Genomic DNA, 21,859 nt, shown 5'->3' with positions numbered 1-21,859 from the left:
CTCACTTATTAGAATGCTTCCTTCAACGTCATTACTACTACTGACATTAAGTCTTTGTACAGATTGATACATCGGTGATTGCATTCGCCCACGACCATAGCATCACGTCAAAGGCGGCTTTCCCGCTGGAGGCGGCGTGGGCGTAACATCGCCGGCACTCTTGGCTTTCGTCGCCGGCCGGATCCGCTTTCGTCATGCCAAGTAATCCAGCTTTGCCGAAACCCTTGGAACCGCCGTCACCGCTTCAGCGAAGGCTTTAGCCCGTTGAAGAAGCAGGGGATCAGGATCAACGATGGTGAACCAGCGTTGCCTTTGAACATATGAGATGGCGCCAGGAGAGCGTGGAACCGACACGTTGGTGCGCAGCGTCGCAACCTTCTCCGCATCTGCCTCGTCATTCAGGCGCGTATGCAGTTGCTGGATAAGAGTATCGTGTGGCAGGTTTCGGCCGGGGAATGTGATAAACACGATTGCCCGCCCTGGCCGACGCAATCGCCGAATCTCCGCGTATGTCGCGTGCTTTTCGGTTTCCGCGCCAACTCCGTTATCGGGATCAAGAAAGACGAGATCTGCTCCGTCGAGGGCGTCGCGCTTACGTCTGCCCCATTCAATCCGATCTAAGCGCGACGGCATGGGGTCGCGGTGAAAGATTGAGCCAGCCGGCCAAATTGCAGCACCTTCGAGCGCGACGACCGTCCGGCTTGGCAGCGAGGAAAGGCCAGCGTGCAACTCGGCGTCCAAGATACGCCATGCCGGTTCATTGCGCCATTCCAGATGCCGACCATCTGGCCGACCGTCATTGCCGGGTGCGTAGTACCACGCAACGCCGAGCGTCCGATCGGCGGCAGCCAAGGCGCGCAGAAACGCAATCTTTAGAACATCGCTGACATCGCCGACGTATTGGTCGCGCATCGGGTCCCCTGCCCCTCAGTTTGCCGATCCCTGCCCGTTGTAGGTCACATGCAGTATTCCCATCATGAATGCAATTGGTCCGAGAGCCGGCGCATCCAGTGTCGCGGCTCTGCTGTTGAGACCGCGGCTGCCTCGATATATGCTTGCTTTGCGCATGTGAGCATAAGGTGAGCGCCTGGCGCCTCGAAGAGCCACCACAATAAGAACCCAGCGCTGGGTGGCACCCGGTTAGGCTGATGAGAAACAAGCCCCCTTCAGGAGTTCGCCATGCGCAAGAACGCCATGGATTCTCACGTCGTTATTTCAGCGCTTCCTCTCACAGAGCCGGATCGATCAAAATTCATTGAGACGGCCAATCTTGTGTTCGAGCGTGTCGTCGACCGGATCGAGCCGGATAATCTCCAACTTACTCGCTCCCTTTGGGACCCTGACCGATATGTCGATCACCATCTTCTATCGCCAGACATGCTTCCGATCTCGCGAGACTACGCCTTGTCGCTCATCGATGCCTTTTTAGTTCATCATGTCATCGACCTGGCGGTAGAGGCCGACAAGCTGATGGATCGGCCACCAAAGCTTAACTGACGACGATCGGCATGGGCGGCTCCAATGAGCCGCCCATCGAACCTCCTCAGGCTTTACCTCCATGGTCTGCTAACCACTGGCGTTCATGCTCTTCGCTCAGCGGGAATGTACTGAAATACCCGTTGGAACGCTGCGTTCGGGTGAAACCGCAATGAGGACATTCTATATCCTCAGGCTCTTTGGTTCCGGGCATCTGCCCACCCTGTTCCATGACCTCAAAGGGTCGTTCGCACTCTTTACACTGTTCAATTTCCATGTGTTATTCTCCTATTGATGCCGGACCTCGGCGTTACCGTCTATTTAGTAGAATCCGCACCTTCGACGCGGCTGGCGCGCATTATTTTTTTGGGGGGCACGGTGCGCAGGAACGAGGTCGATGAGGACCTGAAGGAATTGGCCTTCGACTTCCTCTATTTTTTCGCCCGCTTCGAATATGCGCTTAAGGCGAACCACTATCTGAAGAAGCTCGGCGTGGGGCAGCCGGCCGAAGCTGGCTGGCAGCGGCTTCGAGAAAAGTTCGAGGGAGAATACCAACTCACAGAAGCCGCCAAAGCCCTAATCGACGCGGCGCCCAAAAAGCAAGTGGTCGGAGAAAATGGCACCCTGGACTTCAAGGACGTGGCAATCCCGGAAAACACATCAGAACTTGGTCAGGTGATCACCCACTGCAATACGGTTCGGAACAACCTCTTCCATGGCGGCAAGAGCGGCCCAGATGGTTTCGACGGTCCAAACCGCACCAAGCATTTGCTGTCGCTCGTGCTTGCGGTCCTCGATGAACTTGCGGTCACCTGCGACCTAAATAGCGATTACACCGGATATTATTAGCCAAAGCACATAGGAGTTAGCGTGTCTAATTTCCTTCCACGAGCTCCCTGAATTCTTCTTCAACGTCAAGCTGATCCAGGCTCTGACTCATGGGCTGCATTTGTCACCGGCTGCTATCTCGTATCGCGTCAGATTTGCCGCCAGTGCGGCCAGACATGCTACCCCGACTAAAGCGGCCGACGTTCGAGCCTTTCAAAGCACCTTCCTGAGTTCCAAAGACAGCTAGAATAGCGTCAGTTCTTCGGCGCGCTCGCGCGGCAGCAGCATCATCGCGTCCGAGGGGTACGACCTTGGAAGTTGCTTGGCGTCCTTCCACTCCCCGGTAAGCCATAGCTCGATCTCTGCCGGGTCCGTCAAGGATGACCGGCATGGCCTTCGAGTGGATTGGCTTCACAATCTCATTGGCATCGCAGGTCAGGAAGCCGAAAAGCTCGTGATCGCCGGCGCGCGGGTTTTTCATTGAGACCAAGCAGGGGCGCCAGTTTCGACCGTGAGAGATTTCGCCTCTCGCAGGCTTCCCGGATGCTGGTGCAGATATTTTCTTCCAGCGCGGCGCTGAGCGTAATTCGACCGTCCCGAGGTGGTAACCGATACACTTGTTTGTCAACGTCCGGATCATTGACTTGCTGCAATCCGAGATCCGAAATCCATTGTTCCAGTGACGGTCCTGCCATTCATCCTACCGGTGATTGTTGATGGTGCAGACCACTTTAATGGAAGTGGTTGTGTTCTTGGAACCCTCAAAACGTCTTGGGTGGTATCAATTTGGCGCATCGCTGACGCGACCCCGCTCTATGCCTTCGGCACGAAGATCGCAAAAAAGCGTTCTTCGCCCAGTAGGGTAACGATCGGTTGCGCAAGAGCCGCCTCGCGGCCTTCACGTCATGACTGCATCAAATTGCTATGAAAGCCGTTTACAGCTTGCGGTGAAATCAGCATATTGCCAACCGGCAACGACAATCGAGAGTTGGTCGTGGCAAGTCGCTAGCCCTTCTTGTCATGCACCACGGGGCCGTCCTGATCTACGAGCCAGGGCGGCCCTTCTCGTCCCTGAAATGGCGGCCGCCAGGCGGCCGGCTCTGCCTTCCTGAAGGAGGGAAAGAGGGCGCTGCCCTCTCTCCCTCACAAGGGAAAAAACGGTCTCCCCGTCCTTCCTCCGTTCGCCTCTAGCTCGCTCCGTGCAGGATCGACGCATGGATCCGCTTGGCGCGGATCCATGCGTCGCCCCTTCGGCTTTGGCCTCGGGCGGGCGAACCCCCTCCGTTTTGTTCCCTTGCCTCCCTCTCTCCCGCTGCTCCGCGCGAGCTCGGGGAGCAGGAGCGGGGCTCCTGCCCCTCGGGCAAGAGCTAGACCGCTTCGCGGAAAGGAAAGGGCTAGAAAATGGTAAGAGCAAACACCGCTTATGTGCTGGACCCGGAAACCACGATCTTTAAGCCGGTAGAGCTTCAGGTCGATCTGGGCATCCGGCCGCTTTACGCGATTATCGGCTGCCGCCTGCTGGAGGTCGTGCGGTTCGATGAGCGGCACACGCTTTTCGTCGACGAAGAAGGTCTGCAGGACGGGTTGTCCGCCTTCACGATCTTTGAAGGCTTCCCGCAGCCGATCGCGGGCAAGATCGTGCTTGTCGGAGGCGACGGCAGCACACCTTATACGTCCCCCCTCATCAGCCTTGAGGATGCAGCGAAGCATTTCAAATGCTGCCGTCCGGTCCTGGACCCGGTTTTCGCAAAGGCAGACGAGATTTCGCCGGGCGGTATCATCATCGCCGGTGCGCTCGCAGGGTTGCAATGCCGCATCGAGCGCCGCGCCCCTACCCTTGTCGAGGGAGAGGCATGATGAAAATCGCCGCCTTCGACAACAACATCCTCGCCATCGTCGCAGGAACCTTCGCCGCAACCATTGCGGCGGAGGACATCGAGCCGCAGTTTCACGCGCTCACCCACTTTCCCGACCGGCGCGCGAAAACCGAGCTTGCCGACCTGGCCGAGCGGTTGAACCAGTTCGCCGCCTATGTCGTGGAGCTTTGGAACGAGGCCTGCACGCCTATTCCGGAGCCGGAAATCGAAGCCTTCGCCCGCCGCCACGTCGATCTGACGCGGCGCTATTGGGCGGCGGAAGGCCGCTGCATGAATTGGTTTATCACGGGCCCTGCCCGCTTCCCTGTCGCCCGCAATGAAAGGCGCATGAAGATATCCGACGCCCGCCGCGCCGATCTGAAGGCGCACGAGGCGACGGCCAGAAAGGCAGCGAAGCGGAAGGCGTTCCCGCACGGCACGGACGATGAGCCGATCCGTTCCGGCGATCCGGCCGCCTTGCAGCGGATCATGACGCGCATCGAGGAGACCGCTCTTTCCATCGACCGGATGAAGGCCGCGAACGCGATCATCCGGCGCATGGAGAAAGACCTTGCGACGGAAGAGGACATGATTGCCGCCGTCGCGGCGAACACCGGCCTTTCTCCCGAAGCCGCAGCCAGAGGCATCAAACTAGCGCCGTGGCAGTCCTGGCGTGGTTTCAGCACGACCAACAGCCGCGCCGAACTTCGCCGCCTGCAGCAGCGCCTTGCGGCCCTCGCACGGATGAAGGAGCGCGGCAACCAAAGCCTGGAGGTCGAGACAAGTGCCGGAGCCGTCGAGATCAAGGAGAACGCCGACATTGCGCGGATCCAGTTGCTCTTTCCTGGCAAGCCCGACGATCCGACCCGGCGCGTGTTGAAGGCCAACGGCTTCCGCTGGTCGCCGTCGCAAGGCGCATGGCAACGGCACCTGAACGAGGCCGGACGCTACGCCGCGCAGCGCGTGTTGAAGACGATCAGCGGCGCCAGCGCCGCCTGATCACCTCGCCCCATTCAAGGAAAAGACAGTCCGATGACTCAGACGATCTATTGCGTGGTGGAGTTTTGCGGCAAGGGCGACCCCATGTTCGGCGGCACTGCTGCCGATTGAAGCCTTACAAGACCGAAGACGGCGCGCACGCTTTCATGGGCGCCGCCGAGGCGCAGCGATGCAAGCTGGTTATGGCCTATTTCCCGACCGCCGCCGAGGCGGAGAAAGCCGGCGCCGCAGCAAGCACCCGGAAGGGCCTGATTTCCGCCCTTCCCGTCAAACCCCGGCTTGAAGTGCCGACCGGTCAGATTTCATGGATTGTCGGCAACAAGCATGTTGGCGAGGAGGACCGCGAGCTCGCCGAGGACTTCGCCGACAGGGCAAAAAGGGCGGGCGCGGGCGATCCGGATCTGATTGCGCAAATCGTCGCCTATGCCCTCGCCTGCCACCGCGCAAATCAGGCGCTCGTGGCTCATTTTAGACTTTAGGACACGTGCAATTGTCACTAGATATGCAACCGGCGATAGGCCGCGCCAGCAAAGCGCGGCCCGATCGGCGAACAGCAGGAGCAGAGACTTGAGCCGACACACCGTGCAAATCACCAATGGGACCAAGACGGACGAGGAAGGAACGATCGGTTACGATCCGCCGTTGCGGACCTTTTTCCTTCAAGCGTTTCCCGATCGGGAAACAGACGATTGCGAGCTTTGGTTAGGCGCTTGGCTCGAAGAGTATCCCACTCTTGAATCGATCATCGAGGCGGCACGCGCAAAAGGCTACGAGGTTCGCGGCCTGACGAAGGCCATGATCCTGGCAATGATCAAGGAGGCAGGGCCGCCACACCCGCCGAGCGTGGGTGAACGACTCGGCATCGTGAGGTAAAAGACTTTCATCAGTTTCGAGGGCGGAAGCAGCAGCGCCGAGCCAGCGGCGCGTTCGGGGAGGATGGGCCACCCCGACCGAGCCGACGGCCTCGCCCTCGAACCGGAGGTGCTGCATGTGGTTCGTACCACTTAGCATCACCCTAGACGTGAAAAGGACCCGGACCACCTGGCAAGTGCGGATCCGAGTCCAATTCTGGCTCTAGGAAACGGGGGCGGGCCGCAAGGCTCGTCCCCACTCCGGAAATCAATATAGGCGATTTTCTCCCCAACTTCAAAGCGCCCCGGCCGCCCCAAGCCCGCATCGAGCGGGCCAGGGACGGAACGAGGGTTGCCCTTGACACCCCTCCCCTCGTGCTCCCCTCCCCATCCACGGCGGCCGCCCCGCTCGAGCGGGACGGCTCACTTCGTCTTGTTGTCGTTGTCGGCCGTTGGAAACTGGCGCCCTGCCCTGCCCCGCTGCAACAAGACCGCGACCGAGATCCGGCCTGGCGGCCGGATGGCAACTTGCCGATTGACGACGAATGCGGCGGCCGGAGCCACGAAGGCCGCGCTTGCCGGCATCTCCTTAATGGCTGTTCGCAATCTAATGCTGCGCACGATACGTCATGCCCCGCCTTGGCGTGCAACCCTAAAAGGTTCTCCTCTCCGCTTCGCTCCGTTGCGACCGCTTACGCGGTGCACCCGGCGGGTCCTGCCGTATTCGAGCTTCGCGATTACGCACAACCACTAAGGAGAATCACCTCATGAAAGCGCTCGTAACCTTCTGCCAGAAAACCGGCCGCCGCCTTCGTCTCTATCTCAATCGGCAAGTCGCCAAACTGTCCCATAAGGGCCAGTTGAAGATCTCGGTCGCAGTCTCGCTTCCGCTCCTCGCCAAGGTCGAGGTGAGCTACCAGTGCGATTTTCAACGCTAAAGGCCGACAACGACAACAAGGCAAATTGAGAATGCCGCGCCTGCCTGGCAGGGCGCGGCTTTCCGCCGTGACTCGCGTGCCGCCGCATATCTCCTCCGGAGATATTGCGTCCGGATGCTTGAATTCTCAGATTGCATGGGCGAGCATTGGGCATCAACCAACAAGGGAAGACTTCGTGAGGATGGCTATATTTTCCGAGTTGCCCGCGATGACGAGCAAGACGGTTCAGCAGGCTCAAGAGGACATGGCGCTGATCGCCCGGGGTGAGGAAATCGACCTCCCGTGGCGTAGGCTTCGCTTTCTCCTCGATTACGGCCTGGTCGAGATCAGCACGCCTGTCCTCCTGGGTGGACCGCTTGCAGGAAGTCGAACATCCATTTCGTGGACTGATGAGGGCACGCGCTTCATGGGACAGGCAAGCTAAGGCAAGGAGCATCGACGAAAAATGAGTAATGACCGCCTGAAAAACATCTTTGCAGGCAATTTCGATCAGGAGAGCGCCATAGAAGTCGCTGTAGAGCTCTACGGTGTTAATGCCACAACGGCCGTGGCTCATTGCGCGCTTGAGGCCTACGTCGATCGCCGAGAGGCGGACCACGAATTCTGGTTTCGCATTTTCGCTCAGCTCAGGGGCATTCCGCTGTCCGATAGCAAGCATTGAGGTCCCGCGGATCGCCGCCCACCCAACAGGTAGGCGGCCCGATCCCGTGAATTGAAGCAATTGGAGCTGAATATGAGCGTTAGTACTGTTCTTCTGTGTGAATTCGACAGCCGCCCTAAATCTCGGCCACATTCACTGCGTGCAAGAGGTTTGCCGCAGGCTTCCGGTTGATAAAACTTGTCCGGCGCTTCCTCCCCGATACGCCTTCCAAGCACGAATCCTTTGTCGTCATCTCGCCCATATATACTACTGATGACGCGTGCGTGTGGAGATGCGCGCCCACGCACTGATCCGTATCCGGAGGAGCTGAACGATCCCAAGTGGACGTTCGCGAGCCTTCCGGAGTGGCAGACGTTGGCGATACATTGCCGAAGCTGCGACCGAGTGGCGCCTGTCGATCGAGGGGAGATGGCCCGAAAACACGGCAAGCAGACGGTCATCACCAGCCTGCTGCCCAAGCTGCGCTGCGAGTATGGGGTGAAAGGCGATTGCGAATGGAAGATGGGCAGGCTTCCGAGATAGCAAGCATCGCCTCGGTTTCACGCGATGGCGGATGAAGCCTCGACCCGAGCTGGACTAGGCAAAAATTCCGAAAAGTCGTTTGGGCGGATTAATTTCCTGACCTCCGGTGGGTAGCAGTTTCCTCCGCCAATGTAGTCCCTGAACGTTGCGCGAGCTTGGGCGTTTGTCAGGACATAGAAGGTAGGCGACATCGTTCTCAGATCGAGTTCGATGAAAACGAAGAAGTCAGCTTCGCCTTTCTTCTGCATCTCCACGGGCCACCGCGTGATCTCCGTCGGCCGCCGCAGGAATTGTCTCGTCTTTACCTCGATGGACCGTGGATGGCCGTCAACGACGACGATCACATCATGGCCGGGTGCGCCTTCCGGACTCATGTATGCTGCCAGCCCGAGGGTGTTGAGTTTTGCTACAGTCAGCAGCTCGCCCAGCGTGCCCGCTTGTTGCGATGATAGTTTCTCCAGGATCGCAGCTCCTCAGTGGTGATGTCAGAGATGCCTCATTTACTCCGGCAATTCGTTGATTTTCAACAGCAGATTCACGACTCGGTGCGCTCATGTCCGCCCCTGTGGTGAACCTAATTCACCCTCGCTACCAATCACTCTTACGGCCCGTTCACCGCCTGATTTCCGATAAGCTTCCTTATCGGAATCCAGAAATGACCCAGTCACTTCGCGCGCCGCATTTCGATGAGGCGATCGATCTCACGCTCGGCAGCCGCGGCGGTTTCGGAAAACGCCTCCCGGATGCGAGCCGTGTGTTCCATGAACGCCGCGTAGTTCTCCAACACCGTGTGGGGATTTCCTTTCGAGCGCAGCCGTGCAGCCTGCCGCTGCCAGCCCGGAATAGGATCCTTCTTGAAGCGCAGCGGATAGTTCGCCCCCAGCCATTCGAACAGCTCGCGGAACGACTTGCCTGAAAACCCTTTCGCCTGCGCATAATCCCGGCCTTCGGTGGAGAAGGCGAGCGGCCACGTTTGGCAATCGATCGTCACCTGATCTCGCGTTCGCTGCTGACCCGCGTAGACACCCTCTGCCACTATATCCAGGTCGTTGTCGCTCTCGCTGATGATAGCGTCCATGTGATCGGCCAATGTCCGGATCATCTCGCCTTTGTTGTGCCCGCACTCGGCTTCCATCCTTCGGCAGGCTTTGGGGAAATCATCCATTTCAGCCGGGGTGTATTCGTAACTGGTGAAATACTTCTTCGATCGCTCCGGCAGTTGGATGCCGTCCCAGTAGCCGAAATAACCGATCCGATAATTTGCAAGGACACCGCAAGCGACCGAGAAATAAAACCTCGCGAGGTTCGGCAGGATCGCCTCGTGCTGCAGGCCGACGTGATAGAGCTCGTTGCGGAAGTCGTGCATGAGCGTGATCGTCCGCACCTGCTCTTCCGTCACGAGCCCTTCGAGTTTTGCGAATTTCAGCTTCGCCTCGAAGGAACGCCCCAGAGCCTCTTCCAGCTCCTTCTTGTGCGGATAATCCTCGCGCATATGCGGCCATGCCTTAAACTCAGCGTACTTCTCTTTGGCAAGCTCGTGGATCGTCAGTTCGACGGCATTGTCCGTCAGCATCAGCCCGAAACGGGCATCGTGAACGCCGCCCTTGCGGATATGCTCGAGCGCGAGATCCATCTGATCCAGAACGCTCGCGAGAAACATCAGCATCTTACTGAATCCGCTTCGCGCTGATCGACCACGTTTCATTCGGCTTCATCAGGCCGCCGTCGCAGACCAACACATTTTCGGCATGGAGCCACACTCGAGTGACGACCCGATCCGCCCTTTCGACGGAACGCCAACTCGTACTCGAGCCCATTCCTGCCGGATGTTCGATCGAAGCCGAAAATATTTCCCTCATTAGCAATGAAAAACCTGCGTGAGACCCCTTGACGAAATCTCCACGCAGGCTCATGTATGTCTGGCAATATGCAATGACAAACATACTAGCAACAACAGGGATTGCAGTCCCTGTGCAACCGAAAGGCTTTATATCATGAGACGTACGTCAGCTCTAATCCGAAAAGCGCACCGCAGCGCGAAAAGTATCGTTGGGGGCGAGGAGCTCTTGAAGGCCCTTACGAGCGGCCCCTACATCACCGCCTTGGAACAGGGCGTGAAAGAAGAAGTCCCTCCGGTCTCGAAGATCAGCCATATGCTGGCAGAACGCTTCCCTGGTGATGCACCCAACCTCAAGGCGATGCCTGTGCGCCAGTTCATCGGCTCCGCCGTTCGCGCCATCCTGTCCGATAAGGGCTACGTTGTTGAGGAGAGCGGGATCCGCATCCCGAATGATCCTGTCTTCAAGAGCGGCTCCACCTACCGCAAGACCGACGAGGAGGAAGAGGATGATGATATCCTGAAGCGCTTCGTCGACATGCTCAACCCCGACGAGCTGCGCCGCCTGCATGATCTGGTAAAGGCCGCTCTCTAGTGCCAGGTCGTGCGCGTTGTCGGCTGAGGAATCCGCTTGCGCCATGCTCGGCCGACGGCAACACTTCACGTAACGGGCCGCGGAAGACGGCCTCTGCACGAAGCCTCCGGCATCTTCCGTTCCTATCTCTGGACTTGACCCCGCGGCTCACCCTGCGGGTTTCTTTTTTGACATCACGGCTGCTCGATCTCGTCGTCCTGGTACTCTGCGAGGGCATCGGCATGGAGCTGCGCCACCAGCGGTAGCTTCCCTCGTGGATTACAGGATCGCGTTCGCCTCGAGGGAGAATTTCCTCAGGACTTCCGCAAGCGTCTCCTGGTCTCCCGGATCGTCCGAGCTGTCAGTCTCGGAGATCAGGTCGACGATCGGGCGCGGCAGCAGCTCGACGAGCTTCTCAGGTGGCAGCGTCGCTTGGCCCATTGTCATCCCGCTTCCCTTCTACTTCCTCAGCTCTGCTGATCTGCGGAGGCGGCGGCGAATGCCGTGCCATCAGGCGGCTGACAAGCATCATCCCTGTCAGCTTTGTCACCCGGAAGAATGCGTCGGTCACCTGATAATAGTTCGCCTCGTCCTTCTTCGGATCCTGGGCCGAGATCGCGAAGTAGGCGATTTTGTTCTCGTCATCCATTCCGGCTATGACGGGCCAGAAGTGCCGGAAGGACAGATGCACGAAGTCCGATAGCTCATCGTAGAGCTGGCCGACCCAAGCGTGTTCCTCGGTGAGTTTCTCCTTCAGGTAGGCATCCGTCATCTTGCTGCCGCCGGCCGCCCTCAGCTTCCGGTAGGTCACATCGCCATTGAAGATCTGGGCGATGGCACTCTCACTATCTTGCATGTAGCTGATGCCGTTAATCCGCATCGCCGTATCAAGCTGGGTACGAACCATGACGGCGGCCGAGGCGAAGTTCCAGTCTTCAACGAGCTTCCGGAACGCCCTCGACTGGGAGAGCGTGCGCTTAATCGCGCCCAGGATGAAGTTGTCGATGATGGTGAGATTGCTTCCTGCAGGCACCATGCGCTGCGCCTTCACCACGATCTCGCGTTCGAGCTTTTCAAGGGCAGCCAGCCGCTCGGCCAATGGCATCACTTTCTCCGTCACGATCATCTCCTGTTCGGACGCCAACAAGATTTCTGGAAGTAGAAGAGGACAGATCAGCAATTCGTCTTCAAGCGAAACGTGAGGTGGACTAATAGCAGTCCTGTTTCTTAGCAGGAGATTCTCTTTTGTCGGACGCACATCCATTTCAGGTCGGATCGCAAATATCACTCCTCGAGGACTGGACGTTTTCCGTAGAGAAGAGCCGGATCAGCGACAGAATATGGGATGCCGCTGGTTGTGGGTCCGACCCGGACTACATTGCGGCAAATGCCCGATGGCGCGAGCTAATAGCGGAGAAACATGCCATCCTAGAGCGCGGAGCCGGGCCAAGAGGCCCAGTTCAGCTACCGACCGATGACGGCGGCTGGACCACAAAAATTCTCGCGAAGGAGCCTGGTCCCGGCGATAAGAAGCGAATGAAAGTCATCGATCAGGAACTCAATACTCTTTGGGAACCGATGCACAGAGCAAGGGTAACCTTGCCTTCGGGTACGGTAATGGAGATCGCTCTCGTCACTCCTCTTCCGGATTTCGATGCAGGGTTCGTCAGGTTCGACGTAACCTCCACCACACATCCCGGTCTGCAAACGAAGAAGGAAGGCGGGAGCTTGAGCAACGGAAAGCGGGTGTTCCTGATCAGGGGCAATCAGTTTGGGCACGCAAAAGTCATGCCGTAAAACCGTGAACTGGGGTTCCAATTGAAGGCAATACATGCCCGCGAAGACGCTGCTGAGATGTACACGATCCTGCGGACGGCCAACTGCATAAAGCGATATGATAGCATCAGTCATCAGCTTCTCGCTGAACTCGCTGTCGCTATCGCCACGGACGGAGAGGTCGTCGGCGGGAATAATCGCGGAAGCGACATCCTGTCTCCAAGCTATGGAAAAATTGAGGTCAAATCGCGGGTTCTCGGAACCGACGGCCCCTTCCCCCGGGTTTCGCTGAAACCTCACAATCTCGATAAATCCGACTGGATTGTCGCCGTTCGCTGGACGCGCGAAATTTCATGATGCGATCGCACTGCCGAAGTCGGCAGCTCAAGGCCTCTTTGCTGGCCGCCTCTCCGAGGGAAAAGTCGCACACGTTGCATGGCAGACGTGGATTGCCGCACCCGGAGCCGAAAGCCTTGCAAGTCGAGTTCGCACTGCTCTTTCCACCCTTTCCTGATATCCACCCTCACCCGCTCTCGTCGAAACGATAGGAGCGGGTTTTGTGGCTTGCGTCCAGTCTGGACCATCTCCGGAGTAGAGGGAGGAGACCCAGCGGATGCCAGCCGAACGCCTTGAGATCATCTTCGACACTGCCCGCCGCTATCCCGGCCACGTGTCGTTCGACATCAGCTTCCGGAACATGCGCTATGTCGATCACAGGGACGCTGGCACGCCGGAGGCATCGAAGATCGCCCACGTTCTCCGCGTCACGGCCAAGCGTGCTGGCTTCCGGTATGTGCGCGGTCAGGACGACGAGCGGCGTTTCGATCGGCTTTGCCATCATCGCCGTTGCGTGCGGGAACAGAGCTTGGCCGTTACTTGGTTGAATGGTCGATGATTTAGGTTGCCCGGTCGCCCGCGCAGCGGAGCGCCATCACTCGGAGCGAAGCGGGCGACCGGGCATCCTTTCTAATGTGGACGGCGAAGCGGGTGGACGCGCGGAGGCAAAAATCAGGCTTCTCGAATACTGGCCATTCTTTGTCGGTTGTGGCGCGGGAGCGCTGTTGTTTCTGAGTTCAATGTTCAACCGGAAATCCGTAAGCCTGGTCAGCTTTGTGCTGCTGACTGTAATGGGTGGCGGGCTTGCCGAGCGGTTTTGGAGAAAGGATTGAGCAGAACCGCTTGCCGGGGGCCGTCGGTCCCGGTTTCCGCCCTTCGGGCGCTATGCTAAACCTCCTACGGCTGCCCTTTTAACCGGTCAAGCGGTGCGCGAACTGGCTTCGGCTGCGCCTGCGCCTGGTATGCTCATTTGTTTGTTTTTGATGGGGAAAGAGGGCTCTGCCCGCCTCTCCCCCGACAAGGCGAAAATCGGTCTCCCCGTCCTTCCTCCGCTCGCCTTCGGCTCGCTCCGTGCAGGATCGACGCGGATCCGCATGCGCGGATCACGCGACGCCCCTTCGGCCTCACGCCTCGGGCGGGTGATCCCCCTCCGATTTGTCACCTTGCCCCCCTCTCCCCCGCTGCTCCGCGCGAGCTCGGGAGCAGGAGCGGGGCTCCTGCCCCTTCGGGCATGAGGCCGCTTCGCGGGAATAGGGAAAAGGGAACCACCATGACTGACATCATCACTGTGGCATTAAGCAAGCTCGACGCCGATCCGAAGAATGTGCGCAAGACCTACAGCGCCGAGGGCATCGAGGCGCTGGCTGCGAACATTCGCGCCGACGGCTACCGGCTTCTGCAGAACCTCGTTATTCGTAAGGGCGACAAGAGGGGCCGCTATTTCGTCGTCGCCGGCGGACGCCGATTGGCTGCGCTCAAGCTGTTGGCGGAGGCGGGCGAGATCACCAAGGATTACCCCGTCGAGTGCAAGGAACGCGAAGGGGAGATCGCCACGGAAATCAGCCTCGCAGAGAACGTCATGCGCGAGGATATGCACCCGGTTGACCAGTACGAGGCATTTGACGCGCTAGCCAAGCAGGGAAAGGACATTGCCGATATTGCCGCCCGCTTCGGCACGACCGAAACCATTGTCCGCAAGCGGCTGGCTCTCGCCCGCGTTTCGCCGATCCTTTTGCAGCAGTTCCGCGACGAGGAGATGAGCTTCGCGCAGCTATCGGCCTTCACGGTCAGCGATGATCACGAAAGGCAGGTGACCGTCTGGAACTCGCTTCCTTCTTGGAGCCGCGATCCTCATTCGATCCGGCGAGCGCTGACCGAGGAAATGATTCCGGCTACCGACAAGCGTGTGCAGTTCATCGGCGGGCTGGAGGCTTACGAGGTAGCCGGTGGACAGGTTCAGCGCGAGCTTTTTGACGAGCGAAACGCCGGTTACGCGATGGACGTTGCTTTGGTCGAAAAACTCGTGGCTGAAAAGCTCGAGACGGCCGCCGCAACCGTTCGGGCCGAAGGCTGGAAATGGGTCGAGTGCTCCGGTACGGCTCCTGCCGGTTATCATGCAATGAAGCGCCACTATCCAGAGGCTCTTCCTCTTTCCGAAGAAGATCAGGCGGCGCTTGATGCCGCACAGGCAGAATATGACGAGCTTGCCGAGTTGATTGAAAGCGGCATGGCCGACGACGAGGCGGAGGCGAAGCTGTCTGACGTCGAAAAGCGGATCGACAGTCTTAAGGCCCGATCGGAAGCCTATAGTCCGGAGGCGTTGGAACAGGCAGGAACCTTCGTGTTCCTCGACTATTGCGGTCGGCTTGCCATCGAGCGCGGCTTTGTGAAGCCGGGAGAAGTCGAGTCGGCGGGAGATGAGGAAGAGGACAGCGAAGGCTTGCCGAGCGCCAGCAGCGCGGCAACACCCAAGGCACCGAGCATCAGTCATTCCGCCGCGCTGATTGAGAACCTGACTGCTCACAAGACCGCTGCTTTGCGTATCGAACTGGCGAATAATCCGGACGTGGCTCTTGTTGCGGTCGTTCACGCGATGCTGCTCAGCGTATCCTACCCGTACAATTCAGAGCAGAGCGCCCTACAGTTGTCGCTCACGCATGAACGCTTGGAGCCGTCGATGAAGGACGCCGAAAGCTGCAAAGGGCTTTGCGCCTTCAATGACCTTGCGGAGAACTACGGCCATCACTTGCCGGGAAACCCTGCCGATCTGTTCGAATGGCTGTTGGAGCAGCCGCAAGACATGGTGCTGATGCTTCTCGCATTCGGTGCGGCGCACTCGGTCAATGCGGTGGAGAAGAAGTTTACACACCGCAAGAAGGGCATCGAGCAGGCGAACCAGCTTGGCCGAGCGCTCGAAGTGAACATGCCAGATTGGTTCGAGACGACCGGCGACAGCTATTTCAAGCACGTCAACCGCACGACCATTGAACTTTCGTTGGCCGAGGCGAGAGGCAGCGAAGCGGAATTGTCGGTGAGAGCCGCCGCCAAAAAGTCCGAAGCCGTTGCGATCGCAGATCGCCTTGTTGGCGGAACCGGCTGGATACCCTCCCCGCTCCGTATAGCCCCCGCCGAGGCGGAACAGGAGCTTGGGGCCGAGAGGATCGCGGAAGACGAGCAGTTCCCCCCGGGCGGCTGAGTGACGTCAGTCGCGGGCCGGTCACGTTCCTCCCGCGTGATCGGCCCTCCCGCTTTCACGACCGCCGATGACCGTGGGCCAGGATCGACCTGGCCCCCAATCATGTTGAGGGGAGGCCCGATTTCCCCCCCTCCCCTCAAACTCCCCTTCCCGCCCGGGTTTTCTTGCGTTTCAAGAACTGTTTTGTATCAAATTGCTTCATACTTGGGGCTCAAAGCCGGTGTTTTCAAAAACGGCAAAATTCCGCAAGATATTAAGAAATAATGGCATTCTCGGCATAACGCACGCCCTTACAGGCTTTTGCGTGTAGCACGTTGTTGCACCTTTTTGGTTTATGAGGTTATTTTTCAAATGGCGGAATCAGTCGTGATTCCGGCGCTCACGCATTCTCATCAAATTTCACGGAGATGACAGGCCCGACCAGAAAAGAAAAACCGCTCCCGAACAAGTCCGGAAGCGGGGTCTATGAGTCAATAAATTAGCCGAATCCTTTCTCGCAGACCCTCCCTTCCCTGTCAATTGCAAAAGCACCTTTTCGGTGAACGGCGAAGCTTTGCCTGGTCCCTAAGTGGAGACGAGGAATGGGGAATACCCAAATTCATCAGCGGCCAATCGGCCGCAGGATAACGCCGCAGCGTGCGCAATTCCGGCGTCTGGCAGAGTCGGCGGATATCGGAACCGTGACGCGTGCCCAATTGGCCGTGCTTGCTCAAAGCCTGACATGCACAGGGCTAATCAACGGGACCGAAAGCCACCTGTTGGTCGCTCTGATCAATACGGTTCCCGCTGAATCATTCGACAGGTCCGGCCGTCCGATCGTATTCAAGTCGAACCAGCAACTGGCCTTCGAAATTGGCCGGTCGGTCGGTCGCGTCAGCCGCATGCTATCCAGCCTCTTCGACGCTGGCCTGATCACGATGCAGGACAGCGGCAACTACAAGCGCTATCCCATCCGCAATGGCAACGGCGAGATCACGGACGGTTGCGGAATCGACCTTCGCATCCTGATCGTGCGATATGCCGAGCTTGACGAGCTCGTGAGACAGGTTCGGGCTCAGAAGAAAGCCGCCGACGCGGCGCTACGGCGCTACCGCGGGGCGCTTCGCAATGCTCGCTATGCCCTCTCGGCCGCCGCGCGTCTCGCGGAGGATTCTTTGAGCCGTATCGGCGCCCGGATCGAGCGGGTGAGCAGCATTGTCGGAATCGCCGGCAAGGCATCGAGTCGCGTTCTACGCCGGGCAACGGCTCTTCTGGAGTGGTTGATAGAGCGGATGATGCAGCTCCCGCGCCGATCGAGAGAAGCGCAAGAAACGCAAAATATAACACGCCCGTATGTCGAAAACGGCATGCACAAACAGATTACAACCCCTCATCCCTTTGACGAGAGTAATCAGGAACGGCGTTCGGCTAACGCCGAACAACTCAGTTCGCCTGAGGCTGGCTCCGCCAGCAAATGGGCTTTTGAAGAAAGCCTGAGGCGAGGCCGGAGCGAAATCAACCAGCCACGACGCTTGCCGCAGGCAATGGTGGCATTGCAAGACGTGCTTAGGGCGGTGCCAGCGCTGAAGACCTACGGGTTTGCCCCCAGCAGTTGGGCCGACCTAGCGCGGGCCGTGCCGCTGATGTGCCGGTTTGCCGGGATCTCCGAGGATGCCCGCGCCCGCGCGGTCGAGCAGATGGGCGAGCAGCAAGCCGCCGTCGCCATCGCCGTGACACTCGAGAAATACGACCGGCAGGAAGTCAGCTCGCCGGGAGGATATTTGCGGGCTATGACGGACCGCGCCGCCGCGGGCGAATTGCATCTCGCCCGCTCTGTCTTCGGGCTCGCCGCCCGAAATTCCATGGAGGTCAGACATTGAGACGTAACGCTTTGCCGGCGCTTTTCGCCGCCCTTGTCATCGTTCACGGCTCGGCGGAGGCCGCGGATTATTCCGGCCGTGCCCGCGTGATCGATGGCGACACCATCAACATCCGGAATCAGCGAATCAGGATAGCGGCGATCGATGCTTGCGAGCGCGAGCAGACCGGATTGAAAGACGGGAAGTTATGGCGCTGTGGCGTCGCAGCTCGCAGCTATCTTGGGAAAATGGTCGACGGCCAGCACGTTCGCTGCGACATCATCGATCAGGATCAGTATCGCCGCCTAGTGGGCCAGTGCTTCATTGGAGACGTCGATATCGGCCTTGCAATGGTGAAGGCAGGCCTGGCGGAGGCAATGCTACGGTATCTGCCGGCGACCCACTCGATCAGCGAGGTCGAGTACGGCCAGGCCGAGAACCGCGCCCGCGATAATGGCTTTGGCATGTGGTCGGCCGAGATCGAGAGCCCGCACGTCTATCGTCGTTCCAAACCTTTCGGGAACCAGTGACCCAAGATAGCCAATACGGAGTAGTGGCGCAGACGGCGAGCGAAGCATATTGCTTCAGTGTCGTCGTCGGAATCGCCGCAAAATCCGTTGATCAGGTCACGTCATTGGATAATATTGCTGCAAATTGTGCGGTTGGTACGTCGCTGACAAACGGGGAAACGTTGCCAAAACGGTTCAAGCCACACTCCTCCGGGGTTGCTTTTGACGCTCGTTCGCACGTCGACGCGGTTTACGCAAAGCGGACGCCACAAAAATTTCCCCGCCTTGGGCTTCCTCGCGAAGCAAATTTTTGCGTCCTCTCGCCTCCTCCGCTCGCGCTTCGGCCTACGGTGCGCACCGCTTTCCGCCGTGCCATTGGAACGATCATCGCAACCACCAAAGAGGAGTGAAAGACATGAACATCACCAACTACATCCAGTTCGACGGCGACAACCTCGACACCGCAAAGGGCGCCGGCCTCATCTCCACTATCGACCGCGACATGGACATCAAGGTCGTGCCGTTCGAGTCCGACAATGAAAAGGCCCCGACGCACCGCGTGTACGCCAAGTCACCGCGCGGCCATGACATCGAGGTCGGCGGCATCTGGAAGAAAGAGAACCAGGACGGTAAGCCGTACTACACCCTCTCGATCCGCAAACTTCGCTACAACGCCAATCTCGGCCGGTTCCCGGGCCAGGACGATGCCTCCCTGCAGGCGATCATCGAATGGGAACCCCGCGATTAATCCGCTCACAGCGCCCGGCTAGTAGCCGGGCGCTCACCTTCGAAAGGTTGGAAAATCCCGCAAATTGCTGGATTTTCAGCATTTTTCTTGCTAAGGTGGCTCGTAACTGGAGATTTGCCGATGAACGTTCATTCCCGCCGTCCGGATCGTTCCCCGGAAGCGATCGAGAAGCGGCGCAAGGCCGCTGAGCAGGCGCGCGCTGCCAATATCCGGCAGGGCTACGTTCACGATCCTGCCCTCGAGGAGGCGACCGCGCGGTATGTCGCCGGCGACATCACCCGCGAGGAATACCGGCAGCTCATGATCGAGCCGCCTGTCAGATAACCTCCCGATCAACCTTCAAGAGCAGAAGGCCGCCTGCTTAGAGCTGGCGGCTTTTTGTTGAGCTTCGCCATGGCTGACGAGCGCCCCAAAGGCTCCTACACCTATCCCAACACGTCGGATGATCCAGACCGGTCGAACGTTCTGAAAAACAGATGGGGCATTGAAACCCATTCCGAGCTGCGCGTGAAAGAGTATCGCGCGACCGCGGTGCGGATGCAGGAAATTGCTGAAGGCGACGGCCCGAAAGGCAATTTTGACGAAGCCCACCTGAAGGCGATCCACGGCTACATTTTTCAGGATGTGTACGAATGGGCCGGTCATACGCGAAACGAAAGTCCGATTGTTGAGGGGCAGCGCGTAGAGCCGATCGGTAGCCTCTCTAAGGGCGGCACGTCCTTCCTGCCCGGCTCGCGCCTAGAAATGGGCCTGGACGAGGCGCTGAAGCCGATCCGAGATCCGCAGGCCCTTCGCAATGCAACGGCTGAGGAATTCGCTGAGCGGGCCGGAAGAGTCCTCTCAGAGCTGAACTATGTGCATCCATTCAGAGAGGGAAATGGACGTGCCCAGGAAGCGTTTATTTCCGAGCTTGGCCGCCATTACGGCCACGAGATCGACTTCTCCGTAATTACCGAACCGCGCATGATCGAGGCGTCAATCGAGACCACGAACGACCCGTCCAGTCCCGTGATGAAGCACGTCATTGAGGACGCGATGAACCCGGGCCGTCGGGAGGCCATTCGATCCGCATTCGAAGACTTGCGGGAGGTCGGTGAAGAGCCTCTGCACCATCATGTTCGCACTGCCCGCGCCGGAGAAGAAATCACTGGCCAGATTCTCGGCCACGACAATCGCGTTGCCAGCCTTGTGACCGATCAAGGGATTGTCGTCGCGGATCGCGCGGACCTGCCGGAGAAGTTGCCAGACGAGGAGGAGGTCACCTTCACTGCCCGGTCGGACTTTTCCCGAGTGAGGCGAGAGCAGCCGGCCCAGGACGCGCAATCGCAGCCGGCGCCAGCGCGGCAGCCACAGCAGGACCATAACCCGGAGTTGAAGGCGATCGAGGCGCAAATGGCGGCACACCGCAGTCGGGAGCGTGATGACGACGATCGCGAGCGGTAACCTGCCCACCGGCTCTTTAGCTGCAAGAGCTATCCGTGAGCCGAAGGCGCCGATGTTCTGCGTCCTCTCCTTCCGTTGGGTGATTTGACGGACAAGCTACAATAGCCCCTCCCCCACGCAACCGCTGGCGCGGTCCTCCACTCTGTTGCGGCCCTTCGGGTGCATGGGCTCGCTTCGGCTATCTCCGTTTTCTGCCGTCAACCAACGGAAGGAGACGGCAATGCAGAGCATCAAGGACACCTACCAGCGCATCACCGATGCCATCATCGAGCAGCTTGAAGCCGGAACAAAGCCGTGGATCCGGCCCTGGCGCGGAAACAGCCGCGGCTCCCTCGTTCCGCGCCGCGCCACCGGCGAAGCCTATCGCGGGATCAACGTCCTGATGCTTTGGCTCGCAAGCGAGCTCGCCGGCTACGAGGAAAACACCTGGATGACCTACCGCCAAGCTCAGGATCTCGGCGGCCAGGTTCGAAAGGGCGAGAAAGGGTCCCTCGTCGTCAAGTACGGCACCTTCACCCCCAAGGAGCGCGAGGATGATGACGAACGCGCAATCCCGTATCTCAAGGGCTACACGGTCTTCAACGTCGAGCAGATCGAGAACCTTCCAGACCGGTTCTATCGACCGGTCAAGGAGCTGCCGGCGACGCCAGTCCCGCATCTCGAGACTGTCGAAGCCTTCGTCCGCAACACCGGCGCGGCGATCACCTACGGCGGAACAACCGCGTGCTATCGTCCCGCCCCCGACGATATCCTCATGCCCGATCGGGCACGCTTCGTCGACGAGGTTCACCTTTACTCGACCTTGCTTCACGAACTGTCGCACTGGTCAGGCGCAAAGCATCGCCTGGACCGTGACTTGAGCGGCCGATTCGGCAGTGAAAGCTACGCGATCGAGGAGCTGGTTGCCGAGCTCTCCGCTTCATTCCTCTGCGCCGATCTTGGAGTGGCCCACGATCCTCGCGACAATACCGCCACCTATCTGGAAAGCTGGCTCAAGGCGTTGAAGAACGACAAGCGGGCGATCATCGCCGCGGCCGCCAAAGCCCAGGCCGCAGCCGACTATCTGCGCGGGCTGCAAGCGCGGGAGCAGAGCAGGGCCGCTTAGCGGCCTTGTTCCTCGGCCTTTGCACCTCATAGAGCGAGTGCCTGTGCAACGTCGCATCCCGCCAGACTGCCTTGGGAGAGAGCCTATTCCTGGGGAGGGTGATCGCTTCGCGACCGGCCACTACCGGTCGCTTGTGGTCGTTCGACTCATTGGTGAGTCGCAACACCTGCAACCGATTCGTTCGCAGAATCGAATTCAACAGCGGCTTTCGGCATGTTCTATCTACTGGAGTTGTCACCTGACAATTCAGGTAAGTCTCTGATTTCATGCATCGAATCCGGTTTGCCACAACCGTTAATTTCAATTAACTAAAAACTCCTTGACGCCAACGCGCGATTCAAGATCATTTGCGGAAACTTCAATGAA

Annotated in this window: 27 protein-coding genes; 21 read left to right on the top strand and 6 right to left on the bottom strand. The window is 59.0% G+C overall.

The window, feature by feature from the left end; translation table 11 throughout:
* Positions 1 to 192 precede the first annotated feature (192 nt).
* Complete coding sequence (locus AC1Q6Z_RS32905) at positions 193 to 912, bottom strand: hypothetical protein (protein WP_435269033.1); 720 nt, start codon at positions 910 to 912, stop codon at positions 193 to 195.
* Between the two features lie 267 nt (positions 913 to 1,179).
* On the opposite strand from AC1Q6Z_RS32905, the gene AC1Q6Z_RS32900 reads away from it, so the two are divergent.
* Positions 1,180 to 1,497 (top strand): hypothetical protein, encoded by a 318-nt coding sequence (locus AC1Q6Z_RS32900; protein WP_492650426.1) that lies wholly within the window; start codon positions 1,180 to 1,182, stop codon positions 1,495 to 1,497.
* Between the two features lie 46 nt (positions 1,498 to 1,543).
* Here AC1Q6Z_RS32900 and AC1Q6Z_RS32895 read toward each other — a convergent pair whose 3' ends face one another.
* Positions 1,544 to 1,753 (bottom strand): FmdB family zinc ribbon protein, encoded by a 210-nt coding sequence (locus AC1Q6Z_RS32895; protein WP_435269035.1) that lies wholly within the window; start codon positions 1,751 to 1,753, stop codon positions 1,544 to 1,546.
* Positions 1,754 to 1,770: 17 nt separating this feature from the next.
* Between AC1Q6Z_RS32895 and AC1Q6Z_RS32890 the strand changes: the two genes are divergently transcribed.
* From AC1Q6Z_RS32890 to AC1Q6Z_RS32855, 8 genes are all read left to right on the top strand, one after another.
* Complete coding sequence (locus tag AC1Q6Z_RS32890) at positions 1,771 to 2,325, top strand: hypothetical protein (protein ID WP_492650425.1); 555 nt, start codon at positions 1,771 to 1,773, stop codon at positions 2,323 to 2,325.
* A gap of 1,380 nt (positions 2,326 to 3,705) precedes the next feature.
* Positions 3,706 to 4,161, top strand: a complete 456-nt coding sequence (locus AC1Q6Z_RS32885; RefSeq protein WP_435269038.1) for a DUF3846 domain-containing protein — start codon at positions 3,706 to 3,708, stop codon at positions 4,159 to 4,161.
* Positions 4,161 to 5,159 (top strand): DUF8626 domain-containing protein, encoded by a 999-nt coding sequence (locus tag AC1Q6Z_RS32880; protein WP_435269039.1) that lies wholly within the window; start codon positions 4,161 to 4,163, stop codon positions 5,157 to 5,159. Before AC1Q6Z_RS32885 ends, AC1Q6Z_RS32880 begins: the two co-directional genes overlap by 1 nt.
* Positions 5,160 to 5,266: 107 nt before the next feature.
* Positions 5,267 to 5,638 carry a hypothetical protein gene (locus tag AC1Q6Z_RS32875; RefSeq protein ID WP_492650424.1) on the top strand — a complete coding sequence of 124 codons (372 nt, stop codon included), beginning with the start codon at positions 5,267 to 5,269 and terminating at the stop codon, positions 5,636 to 5,638.
* Positions 5,639 to 5,726: 88 nt separating this feature from the next.
* Positions 5,727 to 6,032: a hypothetical protein gene (locus AC1Q6Z_RS32870; RefSeq protein ID WP_435269041.1), complete on the top strand. Its 306-nt coding sequence runs from the start codon at positions 5,727 to 5,729 to the stop codon at positions 6,030 to 6,032.
* 745 nt (positions 6,033 to 6,777) lie between these two features.
* Positions 6,778 to 6,948, top strand: coding sequence for a hypothetical protein (locus AC1Q6Z_RS32865; RefSeq protein ID WP_435269042.1), 171 nt, complete (start codon positions 6,778 to 6,780; stop codon positions 6,946 to 6,948).
* 208 nt (positions 6,949 to 7,156) lie between these two features.
* Positions 7,157 to 7,372: a hypothetical protein gene (locus tag AC1Q6Z_RS32860; RefSeq protein WP_435269043.1), complete on the top strand. Its 216-nt coding sequence runs from the start codon at positions 7,157 to 7,159 to the stop codon at positions 7,370 to 7,372.
* Between the two features lie 21 nt (positions 7,373 to 7,393).
* Complete coding sequence (locus AC1Q6Z_RS32855) at positions 7,394 to 7,609, top strand: Y4oE-related protein (RefSeq protein ID WP_435269044.1); 216 nt, start codon at positions 7,394 to 7,396, stop codon at positions 7,607 to 7,609.
* A 539-nt stretch (positions 7,610 to 8,148) separates the two neighbouring features.
* On the opposite strand, the gene AC1Q6Z_RS32850 is transcribed toward AC1Q6Z_RS32855, so the two are convergent.
* Both AC1Q6Z_RS32850 and AC1Q6Z_RS32845 read right to left on the bottom strand, forming a co-directional pair.
* Positions 8,149 to 8,505: a protein NO VEIN domain-containing protein gene (locus tag AC1Q6Z_RS32850; RefSeq protein ID WP_435269045.1), complete on the bottom strand. Its 357-nt coding sequence runs from the start codon at positions 8,503 to 8,505 to the stop codon at positions 8,149 to 8,151.
* 290 nt (positions 8,506 to 8,795) lie between these two features.
* Positions 8,796 to 9,797 (bottom strand): hypothetical protein, encoded by a 1,002-nt coding sequence (locus tag AC1Q6Z_RS32845; RefSeq protein ID WP_435269046.1) that lies wholly within the window; start codon positions 9,795 to 9,797, stop codon positions 8,796 to 8,798.
* A gap of 400 nt (positions 9,798 to 10,197) precedes the next feature.
* Here AC1Q6Z_RS32845 and AC1Q6Z_RS32840 point away from each other — a divergent pair, with 400 nt between their 5' ends.
* A complete protein-coding gene (locus AC1Q6Z_RS32840) occupies positions 10,198 to 10,563 on the top strand; it encodes a hypothetical protein (RefSeq protein WP_435269047.1) in 366 nt (121 codons plus the stop codon).
* Between the two features lie 258 nt (positions 10,564 to 10,821).
* Here AC1Q6Z_RS32840 and AC1Q6Z_RS32835 read toward each other — a convergent pair whose 3' ends face one another.
* Together AC1Q6Z_RS32835 and AC1Q6Z_RS32830 are read right to left on the bottom strand one after the other, a co-directional pair.
* Positions 10,822 to 10,989, bottom strand: coding sequence for a hypothetical protein (locus AC1Q6Z_RS32835; protein ID WP_435269048.1), 168 nt, complete (start codon positions 10,987 to 10,989; stop codon positions 10,822 to 10,824).
* Positions 10,958 to 11,662 (bottom strand): hypothetical protein, encoded by a 705-nt coding sequence (locus AC1Q6Z_RS32830; protein ID WP_435269049.1) that lies wholly within the window; start codon positions 11,660 to 11,662, stop codon positions 10,958 to 10,960. The genes AC1Q6Z_RS32835 and AC1Q6Z_RS32830 overlap by 32 nt, the downstream gene beginning before the upstream one ends.
* 125 nt (positions 11,663 to 11,787) lie before the next feature.
* Between AC1Q6Z_RS32830 and AC1Q6Z_RS32825 the strand changes: the two genes are divergently transcribed.
* The 11 genes from AC1Q6Z_RS32825 (at position 11,788) to AC1Q6Z_RS32775 (ending at position 21,493) form a co-directional block, all read left to right on the top strand.
* Positions 11,788 to 12,339 carry a hypothetical protein gene (locus tag AC1Q6Z_RS32825; RefSeq protein ID WP_492650423.1) on the top strand — a complete coding sequence of 184 codons (552 nt, stop codon included), beginning with the start codon at positions 11,788 to 11,790 and terminating at the stop codon, positions 12,337 to 12,339.
* Positions 12,340 to 12,396: 57 nt separating this feature from the next.
* Positions 12,397 to 12,675 (top strand): hypothetical protein, encoded by a 279-nt coding sequence (locus AC1Q6Z_RS32820; RefSeq protein ID WP_492650422.1) that lies wholly within the window; start codon positions 12,397 to 12,399, stop codon positions 12,673 to 12,675.
* Positions 12,676 to 12,931: 256 nt separating this feature from the next.
* Positions 12,932 to 13,213 (top strand): hypothetical protein, encoded by a 282-nt coding sequence (locus AC1Q6Z_RS32815; protein WP_435269052.1) that lies wholly within the window; start codon positions 12,932 to 12,934, stop codon positions 13,211 to 13,213.
* Complete coding sequence (locus AC1Q6Z_RS32810) at positions 13,203 to 13,487, top strand: hypothetical protein (protein ID WP_435269053.1); 285 nt, start codon at positions 13,203 to 13,205, stop codon at positions 13,485 to 13,487. The genes AC1Q6Z_RS32815 and AC1Q6Z_RS32810 overlap by 11 nt, the downstream gene beginning before the upstream one ends.
* A gap of 437 nt (positions 13,488 to 13,924) precedes the next feature.
* On the top strand, positions 13,925 to 15,850 hold the full coding sequence (locus AC1Q6Z_RS32805) for a ParB/RepB/Spo0J family partition protein (protein ID WP_435269054.1): 1,926 nt from the start codon (positions 13,925 to 13,927) through the stop codon (positions 15,848 to 15,850).
* A gap of 581 nt (positions 15,851 to 16,431) precedes the next feature.
* Positions 16,432 to 17,709, top strand: coding sequence for a plasmid replication protein RepC (repC, locus tag AC1Q6Z_RS32800; protein WP_435269055.1), 1,278 nt, complete (start codon positions 16,432 to 16,434; stop codon positions 17,707 to 17,709).
* A gap of 11 nt (positions 17,710 to 17,720) precedes the next feature.
* Positions 17,721 to 18,218, top strand: a complete 498-nt coding sequence (locus AC1Q6Z_RS32795; RefSeq protein ID WP_435269085.1) for a thermonuclease family protein — start codon at positions 17,721 to 17,723, stop codon at positions 18,216 to 18,218.
* Positions 18,219 to 18,612: 394 nt separating this feature from the next.
* Positions 18,613 to 18,945 carry a DUF736 family protein gene (locus AC1Q6Z_RS32790; RefSeq protein ID WP_027991192.1) on the top strand — a complete coding sequence of 111 codons (333 nt, stop codon included), beginning with the start codon at positions 18,613 to 18,615 and terminating at the stop codon, positions 18,943 to 18,945.
* Positions 18,946 to 19,065: 120 nt separating this feature from the next.
* The gene (locus AC1Q6Z_RS32785) at positions 19,066 to 19,269 is read left to right on the top strand and encodes an antitoxin VbhA family protein (protein WP_012881325.1); all 204 of its coding nucleotides are present in this window, start codon (positions 19,066 to 19,068) and stop codon (positions 19,267 to 19,269) included.
* Positions 19,270 to 19,338: 69 nt separating this feature from the next.
* Positions 19,339 to 20,388, top strand: coding sequence for a Fic/DOC family protein (locus tag AC1Q6Z_RS32780; protein WP_492650421.1), 1,050 nt, complete (start codon positions 19,339 to 19,341; stop codon positions 20,386 to 20,388).
* 220 nt (positions 20,389 to 20,608) lie between these two features.
* Positions 20,609 to 21,493: an ArdC family protein gene (locus AC1Q6Z_RS32775; protein ID WP_492650420.1), complete on the top strand. Its 885-nt coding sequence runs from the start codon at positions 20,609 to 20,611 to the stop codon at positions 21,491 to 21,493.
* The last annotated feature ends 366 nt before the right edge of the window (positions 21,494 to 21,859 follow it).

The organism is Shinella sp. GW835-FHT14H05, from assembly GCF_058793575.1.
Note: the sequence above shows the minus strand (reverse complement) of the source record. Positions and strands in the feature narration are given on the sequence as shown.